Origin of the sequence: Aurantimonas sp. NFXS3, from assembly GCF_049132005.1 — a bacterium.
Lineage (GTDB): Bacteria > Pseudomonadota > Alphaproteobacteria > Rhizobiales > Rhizobiaceae > Aurantimonas > Aurantimonas coralicida.
The window spans coordinates 349,371-359,610 of sequence record NZ_JAGDDZ010000006.1 but is presented as its reverse complement, the minus strand read 5'-3'; the positions used below and the strand labels follow the sequence as shown (position 1 = coordinate 359,610).

10 protein-coding genes and 1 pseudogene are annotated in these 10,240 nt (G+C 65.1%); 3 read left to right on the top strand and 8 right to left on the bottom strand.

Annotated features, from left to right (window positions below; genetic code table 11):
• The first annotated feature begins 140 nt into the window (after positions 1–140).
• Positions 141–1,232 (top strand): hypothetical protein, encoded by a 1,092-nt coding sequence (locus tag J3367_RS18055; RefSeq protein ID WP_024351815.1) that lies wholly within the window; start codon positions 141–143, stop codon positions 1,230–1,232.
• Between the two features lie 63 nt (positions 1,233–1,295).
• Here the strand turns inward: J3367_RS18055 and J3367_RS18050 are convergent, their stop codons facing one another.
• Positions 1,296–2,306, bottom strand: coding sequence for a 3'-5' exonuclease (locus J3367_RS18050; protein WP_029703596.1), 1,011 nt, complete (start codon positions 2,304–2,306; stop codon positions 1,296–1,298).
• Between the two features lie 148 nt (positions 2,307–2,454).
• Here J3367_RS18050 and J3367_RS18045 point away from each other — a divergent pair.
• A pseudogene (locus J3367_RS18045) lies at positions 2,455–2,702 on the top strand (cupin domain-containing protein); the annotation flags it as partial.
• A gap of 142 nt (positions 2,703–2,844) precedes the next feature.
• On the opposite strand, the gene J3367_RS18040 reads toward J3367_RS18045, so the two are convergent.
• From J3367_RS18040 to J3367_RS18020, 5 genes are all read right to left on the bottom strand, one after another.
• On the bottom strand, positions 2,845–4,008 hold the full coding sequence (locus tag J3367_RS18040; RefSeq protein WP_024351813.1) for an aldo/keto reductase: 1,164 nt from the start codon (positions 4,006–4,008) through the stop codon (positions 2,845–2,847).
• A 97-nt stretch (positions 4,009–4,105) separates the two neighbouring features.
• Entirely contained in the window at positions 4,106–5,098 is a 993-nt protein-coding gene (locus J3367_RS18035) for an aldo/keto reductase (protein ID WP_024351812.1), read from the bottom strand.
• Positions 5,099–5,163: 65 nt separating this feature from the next.
• Complete coding sequence (locus J3367_RS18030) at positions 5,164–5,757, bottom strand: flavodoxin (protein WP_024351811.1); 594 nt, start codon at positions 5,755–5,757, stop codon at positions 5,164–5,166.
• 16 nt (positions 5,758–5,773) lie between these two features.
• Complete coding sequence (locus J3367_RS18025; protein ID WP_024351810.1) at positions 5,774–6,763, bottom strand: aldo/keto reductase; 990 nt, start codon at positions 6,761–6,763, stop codon at positions 5,774–5,776.
• A 155-nt stretch (positions 6,764–6,918) separates the two neighbouring features.
• Positions 6,919–7,983, bottom strand: a complete 1,065-nt coding sequence (locus J3367_RS18020; RefSeq protein ID WP_421461903.1) for an alpha/beta hydrolase — start codon at positions 7,981–7,983, stop codon at positions 6,919–6,921.
• Between the two features lie 103 nt (positions 7,984–8,086).
• Between J3367_RS18020 and J3367_RS18015 the strand changes: the two genes are divergently transcribed.
• On the top strand, positions 8,087–8,980 hold the full coding sequence (locus tag J3367_RS18015) for a LysR family transcriptional regulator (RefSeq protein ID WP_024351808.1): 894 nt from the start codon (positions 8,087–8,089) through the stop codon (positions 8,978–8,980).
• Here the strand turns inward: J3367_RS18015 and J3367_RS18010 are convergent.
• Together J3367_RS18010 and J3367_RS18005 are read right to left on the bottom strand one after the other, a co-directional pair.
• A complete protein-coding gene (locus tag J3367_RS18010) occupies positions 8,977–9,666 on the bottom strand; it encodes a DUF4405 domain-containing protein (RefSeq protein WP_024351807.1) in 690 nt (229 codons plus the stop codon). The two genes, J3367_RS18015 and J3367_RS18010, sit on opposite strands and share 4 nt — an antisense overlap.
• Positions 9,667–9,673: 7 nt before the next feature.
• Entirely contained in the window at positions 9,674–10,135 is a 462-nt protein-coding gene (locus J3367_RS18005; RefSeq protein WP_029703591.1) for a cytochrome P460 family protein, read from the bottom strand.
• Between the last annotated feature and the right edge of the window lie 105 nt (positions 10,136–10,240).

Below are 10,240 nucleotides of genomic sequence, written 5' to 3'. Positions count from 1 at the left end.
GACGGAAGGCCAGGTGAACAAGCTCAAGCTCGTGAAGCGGCAAATGTACGGGCGCGCCAAGCTTGATCTTCTTGAGGCCCGCTTGCTAGGCGCCGCCTGATCGTCATCGAAAGTGCGTCAGACCCAAAATTGCACGCCGAATGACAGCGGAGATCGACCCGATGTTCGCGGGTGCGGTCTCCATTTGCCGAGAGTTGGTGACTCCTGCGGGCGCGATCGACAACTTGTTGGTTACCCCGTCCGGGTTGCCGATCCTCGTGGAATGCAAACTCTGGCGAAATCCGGAAGGACGTCGCGAGGTCGTCGGACAAATCCTAGACTATGCCAAGGAGCTCAGCCGCTGGACGTCTGCCGATCTCCAGCGTGAGGTAGGGCGTCGGCTTGGTAGAGAGGGCAACGCCGTTCTCGATCTTGTGCGGTCGGCGGACGCGTCCGTCGACGAGATAGAGTTCAACGACGCCCTTTCCCTTAACCTACGCCGCGGGCGGTTCCTCCTCCTCATCGTCGGCGATGGGATTCGCGAGGGGGTCGAGGCTATCGCCGAATACCTACAACGCCACGCGGGCCTCCATTTCTCACTCGGTCTTGTGGAGATGCCCGTCTATGTAATGCCGAACGGCGACAAGTTGGTCGTTCCGCGCGTGCTCGTCCGGACGGCGATTGTGACGCGCAATGTTGTTGGGGTACCCGACGGTCACGTCGTACAGGACGTCGCCTCGGACGGGGAAAGCCACGAGGTCGATCCCGACCGCCAAGCCCTCGGTGATATACAGCAGGCGTTCTGGAAGGAGTTCCTCCCTGTCCTTCGTATTCGTGATCCAGAACAGCCGATCCCACGGGCCCCCAGGCAGGGATACCTGAATGTCATGATGCCCGCGCCCGGTGGAAGCAGTTGGCTGACCGTCTACCGTGACATGCGGAAGAACGAGGTCGGGCTGTTCCTGTCAGCGACCCGCAACAGCGCGGGGGAATACGCTTCCGACAGATTGGTCGAAGATTTCGCTGCCGTGGGTCCGCAACTCGGTGGAGCGGCCGAAGTGACCAAGGATACGTACGGCAGAAACCGCATCGGCGAGCATGCATCCTTCGGACCGCTCTCACACCCCGATAACAAGGCACGCGCGTTCAGTTGGCTCGCTGAACGCGTGGACAGCTATGTCACCGTCATGCGCCCCCTGATCAGGTCGGCGGTGGCAGACTATGCAGAAACCTATGGAACGGGGGCGACCTGAGTGTCCGATTTCGCTCGTGCCCGACGGAGGCGGTGATGACGGTCGGCTTATGGCTAAGACAGTTCAGGCTTTGAAACGCTCGCAAGCCGTCAGCCGCTGGACAATCGCCTCCGAGTGCCCGCCGTAGACTTCTTCGCGCAGGAACAAGTCCTCGTCGTCGAAGGCGTCCTCGTCGACCTCCCGCCACCAGCACTTGGGGCGACCGTCCGAACCGTCCGCCCAGCGGTAGCCGCGCGCCTTCAGGACATCCTTCGTGTGGAAGGGCGAGGCGACCGCATGGACGCGCAGCCTCGCGCGCCCGGCTGATACCAGCAACTGCGCGAAGGGGGCAACGGCACCGTCGACCCGCGACGGGCCCGCTAGGACCTCGAGCAGCGCGTGGCAGTCGTCGACGGCACGGTGGCCGTTGTGGAAGAGCCCGACTTGCCCGACGAGGTAGCCGAGCTTGGTTCCCTCGAACCCGAGTGACGTCCAGTCGATCTCGGACACCGAGCATGCCCACGGTTTCACATCGAAGCCGCACGCGAGCTTTTCGCAGAACGGACGGTCGAAGCGCGCGTTGTGCGCGATCATCAAGTCGGCGGGCTCAATGAAGCGCTCCACAACGTCGAGGTCGATGACCTGCCCGCGGACCATCTCGTCCGTGATGCCGGTGATCCGGGTGATCTCGGCGGTGATGGGCTGACTCGGTTGGCGCAAGCCAGAGAACACGCCGACGACGTCACGGATTCCTCCGTCGTCGTAGGTGAAGGCTACCATACCGAGTTCGATGATTTCGTGCGTCGCGTGGTTCAGTCCGGTCGTTTCCGTATCGAGGAGGACGCCGAGCTTCAAGCCGTTCGGCCACGGGCACGGCATCGGCTCGACGGGTCGCGGTACAAGTTGCCGGAGGACACGGTAGCGGCCGGTCTCTTCAAGGCGGCTGGCCATCTCCTCGTCCGCGGGGAAGGCGGCCACCTGGGGACGGCGAGTGGAAGGGTAGGGCAGGGGCGGGGCGACTGCGTCGTCGTTCGCTGCGGTCTCCGCGAACAAGTCGGCCTGCCTCCCTGCCGCCGCCGGAGGAAGCTGCCCCATCAGGACACCCCGGTGGGCAACGGCGAGGAGGGTCGACCGAGATTGGGAGACAGGCGGTCTGAAACCATGGTGGGACAACATCATCGAGTGAGACTCGTGTAGCGCAATAGTGCGCCACGGGACTATCCCCACAATTCGCTCGCGGTGGTCAGCTTGGCACACACACCCTCTCGGCCAGACCCTGATCGTCCTTTCAGGTGTCGGCCTGGTCCAGCGTTGGGAGGGACCGGTTCAGGAAATCCGGGCGGGTGACACCGTTTGAATCCCGCCGGGGTCAAGCACTGGCACGGTGCCTCACCCGATAACGCGACGAGCCATATCGCGTTTTCCGAAAGTGTCGACGGCTCGACAGTCGAGTGGCTCGAACTCGTTACTAACGATCAGTATCCCGACTGAGTGGTCCATCACGGGGCGCTACATCTCGCGGACTCGCGCGCCCAAACCCAAAAACGTCCGCAGTCAAGTTGGCTGCGGACGTTCCGTCAGGATCGCTAAGTCAGGAGGCTCCGACCCGCTGAAGGGAGCTCCTGGTCCAGAATCAGGTTTTCGGCGGCGCCTCGACGCCTGAGAAGGCGAGCACTGCTTCGGGAAGCCGCGCGCCCCGAACCTCAATGGCCGCGACCGCGGCATTCAGTTCCTCCAACTCCTGCGGCGTGAACCCGATTGCCGTCGCGCCGACGTTCTGGAGCATGTGCGCCATCTGCGTCGTGCCCGGGATGGGGACGATCCAAGGCTTCTGCGCCATCAGCCATGTCAGGGCGATCTGCCCCGGGGCGGCTTCCTTCCGCTCCGCCCAGCTCTTCACGAGTTCGACGAGCGCAAGGTTGTGAGGCAGGTTTTCCGGCGAGAACCGGGGCTCGATCCCACGGATGTCACCCTCGGCAAAGCGCGTTCGCTCGTCGATGGCCCCCGTCAGGAAGCCGACACTGAGCGGACTCCACGGCACGAAGCCGATGCCGAGTTCTTCACATAGCGGGATCACCTCGTCTTCCGGCCCGCGCCACAGCATCGAGTACTCGTTCTGAACGGCGGTGACGGGTAAGGCGGCGTGCGCCCGCCTCAGCGTGTCCAAACCCATTTCGGAGAGGCCCCAGTGGAGGACCTTGCCCTCGTCCATGAGGTCCTTGACCGCCCCCGCGACGTCCTCGATCGGCACGTCCGGGTCAACGCGATGCTGGTAGAGAAGATCGATGCGGTCGGTGCGAAGGCGTCTGAGCATGCCTTCCACGGCCTGCTTGATGCGCGCCGGTTTGCTGACCAGCCCCGGACGCCGCTCGCCGGTCTCAAGATCGACATCCCAGCCGAACTTGGAGGTGATCACCACCTTGTCGCGAAACGACTCGATCGCCTCGCCGAGGATCCGTTCATCCTCATGCGGGCCATACGCCTCGGCCGTGTCAAAGAAGGTCACGCCGTGATCGTAGGCGGCGCGGATGATGTTCAGCATCTCCGGCCGATACGGGACCAGCGTCGTGTAGGTCCGGTGCATGTTCTGGACACCGAGGCCAATGCTGGAGACCTCCAGCGAGCCCAGCCGCCTGCGCCCCGCTACTTCGGCCGTCGATGCAGCGCCGCCGTTGCCGCCGCCACTTTCGACGGAAGCCTGCGCATGGGCGCGTCCGATAAGCGGCGCGGCGGCGGCGGCTCCTGCCGCAAGAAGGAGGCCGCGGCGGCCAATTTGAAGTCCTCGCTTGTTCGTCATGTCAGATCCTTTCGTGAGAGTTCGTGTGGTTGCGCCGTGTTCCGCCTGCGCGGTCGGATGCCAGGGGCCGGTCGTGCCGGCGCCTCTGGGCGCGTTGCTAGAGTCCGGTCATCCGCAGCGCGGCTTCCGGCAAGCGTTCACCCTGAAGGTCGAGCTGGGCGGCGCGGCTTTCGATCTCGGACAGATCCGCCTCGGTGAGATCCACCTCGGTCGCCCCGAGGTTTTCCCGAAGCCGGTGCGGCTTGGTCGTGCCGGGGATCGGGACGATCCAGGGCCGCTGGGCGAGCAACCACGCCAACGCCACCTGAGCCGGCGTCGCTCCCCGGCGATCCGCCACCGAGCGCAGCAGTTCAACGAGGACAAGGTTGGCCCTGCGTGCCTCTGGCGAGAAACGCGGAACGTTGTTGCGGAAGTCGGTCGGATCGAACTGCGTGGCCTCGTCGATCTTGCCCGTCAGGAAGCCGGCGCCGAGCGGGCTGAAGGGAACGAACCCGATCCCGAGTTCCTCCAGCGCCGGCAGCAGTTCGCTTTCCGGGCCACGCCAGAACAGCGAGTACTCGCTCTGGACGGCCGTGAGAGGCTGGACCGCGTGAGCGCGGCGGATCGTCGGAACGCCCGCCTCCGACAGGCCGAAGTGTCCGACCTTGCCTGCGGCAATCAGTTCCTTGACGGCCCCGGCGACGTCCTCAATGGGGACCACCGGGTCGACCCGGTGCTGGTACAGGAGGTCAATGCGGTCGGTCCGCAGCCGCTTCAACATGGCGTCGACGACTGCCTTGATGTGGTCGGGACGGCTGTTGGTTCCGCCGGTCCGCTGGCCCGTCTCGAGATCGATGTCGAAGCCGAACTTGGTCGCGATCACGACGCGGTCCCGGATCGGCGCAAGCGCCTCGCCGAGCAGGCGCTCGTTCTTGAACGGACCGTAGGACTCGGCCGTGTCGAACAGCGTGACACCCTCGTCATGAGCCGCGCGGATCAGGCTGATCATCTCCGTCTTGTCGGCAGCCGGGCCGTACAGGCTGGTCATGCTCATGCAGCCGAGGCCCAGGGCGGAGACCTCCAGTCCATTGCCCAGCGTGCGATGCTTGATCGTCATGGTCTTGCTTCCGAATGCGTTGAAAGGAGGCTCTCCAAGTTCGAGAGCGGAAAGGCGTGTCAGCGAACCGGCGGCGACCGTTCGAGCCAGTCAGTGACCTCCTCGAGGGTGCGACGTTCCTGGTCGGCCTCGAGCGCGAAGGCTCTCGCCAGGCGCGAACCTTCGGCGCGCTCGGCGAGGAGTTCCTCGCTGTTGCCGAGGCCATAGCCACCATGCGTGATGAACGGCAGGACGGTTTTGCCGGACAGGTCGTGCTGCGAGAGGAACGAGCGGATCACCGGCGGGGCGGTGCCGCTCCAGATCGGAAAGCCGAGATAGATGGTTTCGTATCGTGACAGGTCCGATACCGAGCTCTCCAGCTCCGGCTCAAAACCGGCGTCCCGCTCCCGATGCGACTGTGCGACGGTCTCCTCGTAGTCGGCCGGATAGGGCTGACGGGGGCGGATCTCGAATTCATCTGCTTCGGTTGCCCGGCGGATCTGGCCCGCGATCACCCGCGTGTTGCCGGAGCGGGAGAAGTACGCGACGAGAACCCGCGAGGCCGACCCCTGTGCGCGTGCGCCGCTTCCGGGACTTGTCGCGACCAACGTTGGAAGCGCCAGCAGGGTCGACGCGGCCAGCAGGCTTCGGCGGGATAAACGGGTCGAGCTCATATGATGGCCTCCAGCCTCAGCGACCGACGCGGGCGCGAAGGTGCTCCGGGTAACGGTCGCCCTGTACCGCGATCCGCGACATCGCTCCGTCGATGCGGGCGAGGTCGTCGGCGGACAGCAGCACGGCATCGGCGCCGATGTTTTCCTTCAGGCGATGCGATTTGGTCGTGCCGGGGATAGGGACGATCCATGGCTTCTGCGCGAGGAGCCAGGCCAGGGCGATCTGGGCGGGCGTCGCCGCCTTGGCGGCGGCGATCTCCTTCAGGAGGTCGACGACTGCGAGGTTCGCTTCGCGAACGTCGTCGGAGAAGCGCGGCACGCTGGCCCGGAAGTCGCCTTCGGTGAACTTAGTGTCCCGGTCGACCGCGCCCGTCAGGAAGCCCTTTCCGAGCGGCGCGAACGGCACGAAGCCGATGCCGAGCTCCTCGAGCATCGGCAGGATCTCCGCTTCCGGCTCGCGCCACCACACCGAGTACTCGCTCTGGAGGGCGGTTACCGGTTGGACCGCGTGGGCCCGGCGGATTGTCTCTGCCCTCGCCTCGGACAGACCGAAATGGCCCACCTTGCCGGCGGCGATCAGGTCCCGGACCGTCCCGGCGACGTCCTCGATCGGCACGTCGGGATCGACACGATGCTGGTAGAGAAGGTCGATGTGGTCGGTCCGCAGGCGCTTCAACGAGGCGTCCACGACCGAGCGGATGTGGTCGGGCTGGCTGTTGAGGATCTGCTGCCTGCCGTCCTCGCCGAACGTGAAGCCGAACTTCGTGGCGATCACCACGCGATCGCGAACGGGGGCCAGTGCCTCGCCGACCATCTCCTCGTTGGTGAAGGGCCCGTAGACCTCCGCGGTGTCGAAGAACGTGACGCCGAGATCGACGGCCTGCCTGATGAGGTCGACGCCCACCTTCGCATCGGGAGCGGTGCCGTAGACCGGCGCAAAGCCCATGCAGCCGTATCCGATCGCGGATACTTCCAGGCTGCTCGTTCCCAACTGACGCTTCCGCATGGCGGATCTCCTTCTGGTTCACCGCGAGCACGCGCATCGAAGCCGCCGACCGCGACCCGCAGGGTGAAGTCCGTGTTGGTGTTGGGGGTGATGTAGGCCCGCGGCGGACAGCGGATTAGCCGGAAGAATGTTCTAACGCTTAGAAGCAGCCCTAATCAGTCAACGGGCGTCGCAGCCCTTCTCGACGGACGTCGGTTCGGCTCCACGAAGCGCTCCCAGAACCCGATCGCCTCGTCGATCCAGGCCGCCGCCCGCGTTCCCGTGCCGAGACCAAAGCCATGGCCGAGACCCGGGTATTCCCGGTAAACGACTTCGGCGCCCAACTCGCGCAGGGCGGTGACCCGCTCAAGCATTCTCGAAGGGGGAGCGACGCCGTCGGCTTCACCGACGACAACGAATGTCGGAGGCTCATCGGCCGCGTGGTCCGAATGGCCCGTGTAGGCCATGACCACCGCCGATGGCTTCGGCAGATCCTGGCCGCCGAACGCTGCGGCGCCGTGCGATCCGATCGAGGCCGCCATGCGCGCGCCGGCGGAGCTGCCCCACAGCGCGTATCCCTTCCTTGCGACCCCAAGTTCCTCTGCGTGGTCGACGATCCAGGACAGGGCAGCCGCGAGGTCTTCGGTGGCGAGCCTGCCGCCCAAACCGGCCCGGTATCGCAGGACAAAGGCGTTGTACCCCTGTCGGCTGATCTCCTGTGCGTAGGGAAAGCCTTCGTGCAACGAGCCGACATAGGAGAATCCGCCTCCGGGCGCCACAATGGCGAAAGGTGCTCCCGGCACGCTGCGGAAGTAGAACAGGCCGGTGCTATCGACCGTCGGGCCGTTCTTCGGCCGGGTTCCTTCGTAAAAATCGTAGAACACCCGGTTTCCGTCGTTCACGTCGTCGATCATGCGGTTGAGCGCCGCGACGGCACCCTCGGGATCGACCTCACTGTGGTAGGGCATCAGCGACCGCATCCCCCGCAGGCTCATGGAGGGATCGTACGGGCGGCCGTCCCACGGCAGGATCGATGGCGCGAAGCCTTCGAATGCCGGGTGCGACAGCAGGTCGCCGATGGTGTCGTCGGCCGACAGATGGTCGCTCGTCGGCGCGGCGATCGTCTCGACTTCTGTGGTGCCTTCGTCCCCGTCGACGGGGGAGTCAGCGGATGTGGCCCCCACCAGGGCGAGCGAGGCAACGGTCAGGCAGACGGCGGAAGCGGTGCTGGACCAGTTCATCGTTGATGTCCGTGACGAAGATGAGCGACGCCCGAACCGTAGCGCTGGCTGAACGCCTCTGTTAGAGGCGTAATCGGCAAAGCCTCAGAAGGAACGCTAATCAATGGCGCTCGAGAACTACAACGAGCTTGCCGCGTTTGCGATCGTGGCGAGGGAGCGGAGCTTCACCCGGGCAGCGGCCCAGCTCGGCATCTCGCAATCGGCACTGAGCCAAACGATCAAAGGTCTCGAGGCCCGGCTCGGAATGCGTCTCCTGACCCGGACGACCCGTAGCGTCGCTCCGACCGAGGCGGGCGAGCGCCTGTTGCAGACTGTCGCGCCGCGCTTTCAGGAGATCGATCACGAGCTCGCGGCATTGAGCGTCCTGCGGGACAAACCCGCGGGGACCGTTCGCATCACAGCCGGTGAGCATCCGGCGATCTCAATCCTGCAACCCGCCCTTGCTCGTTTCCTTCCCGAGCATCCCGACATAAAGATCGAGATCATCGTCGACTACGGCCTGACCGACATCGTCGCCGAGGGATTTGACGCCGGGGTCCGGATGGGCGAGCAGATCGCCAACGACATGATCGCCATGAAGATCGGCCCGGAGATGCGGATGGCCGTGGTGGCGTCGCCGGGCTACTTCGCGGAGCATGGGGTTCCCCTGTCACCTGAGGACTTGACCGCCCATCGTTGCATCAACACGCGGCTGCCGACCTACGGCGGACTGTTCCCCTGGGGCCTTGAGAAGGACGGCCGGGAGATCAAGGTTCGGGGCGAGGGTCAACTCGTCTTCAACAACCTCGCCATGCGCCTTCTCTCGGCCATCGATGGGCTCGGCGTCGCCTACATGCCGGAGGACCAAGTGCTGCCGCACGTCGCCGCCGGGCGGCTCGTCCGCGTATTGGAGGACTGGTGCCCGCCGTTTCCCGGCTACCACCTCTATTATCCGAGCCGAAAGCACGCCTCGCCGGCCTTTTCCGTCCTGGTGGAGGCTCTGCGCTACCGCAGCTAGGCGGGCCTGCGCACGGCGGATCGTCCGGCTTCCACGAGCTTTAGGCCGTAATGCGTCAGGGCGATGCAAAGGCCGACGATGGCTCCCGCGTGGCCGAAGAAGCCGAGCACCGACTCCTCGAAGTTCCACCAGTCGAGACTCACCTGCATCGTCAGTTTGCCGCCGAGGCCGAGCGCCAGCGAGCTGGCGACGCCCTGCACGGCTATTGCCAGCGTGACAAGGCGAAGAACGGTCGCCCGCAGCATGCTTCGACCGGTGATGCCGAACAGGCTGCGCGCCATGCCCATGATCATCGTCCAACGAAAGCCGAGGTGGACCGCGACGATCACCAGCGCCCAATAGGCCGCCAGCGTGTGGATCTGGCGGACTGTGAAGCCGCCGTAGGCCGACATCACCGGAGACAGGGCATTGGAGATCAGGATGCTCGTCGCCAAGAGGGCCAGCATGACGAGGAGAAGCGCGAGCGTGGCCGGGACGTTCAGGGTCGAACGCATGTCGCGCTGTGGGCGCGCGGCTCTACCGTACCAGCGGCGGTTGAAGGCGTTGTGGACGATCAGGAGGAGAAAGAACGCGGTCCCCGCCACCTCGTGAGCGATGTTGCCGAGCCACCAGTAGGAAAGGCCGAACAGCAGCAGGCCGAAGGCAAGAAGGTCGAGGACGAGGCGCAGGCGGAGGATGCTGGTCATAGAACCCTCACTCGACCGGGGTGCCGTCGAAGCGCGGGATCCGGTAACCCGTGAACAGATAGTCGGCGTCAGCCTGGCTGCTGTGGCAGGACTGGCAGCGCGCCGTGTTCTCGTCCGTGTTGATGGAGCGGTCCGGCCAGAACCACTGGAATTGCCAGTCGTCGGTGCGCCGGCCTTCGTCGTAGTCGGCGCCCCAACCGTCGCCCTTCTCCATCACGAAGTAGCGGTAGAGCTCGTCGTCGCGATAATCGACCAGGACGAACTGGGTGCCGGAAGGGATGGCCTCACCTTGCTTAACCGCCTCGATCGCCATCGGCGTCGTCATGATGTGTTCGGTGACGTCGCCGCGGCGCACGGTCGTGTAGTGCACAAGCGCCTCCAGTGCCGGGAACTGCACGCGATTGGGCTCGGCATGGACCTGCCACCCCGCCGCTATCGTGGTAATGGCGGCCGTGACGACGAAGACCAGGGCGGCTTGGGGTCTTGTGGGGATCAACAGGCGGTCCTTTTCAAGGTTCGCCTGACCGTTACCCTTTCCGCATCCTCGCCTTTAGACCCCTGAAACCGATAAGAG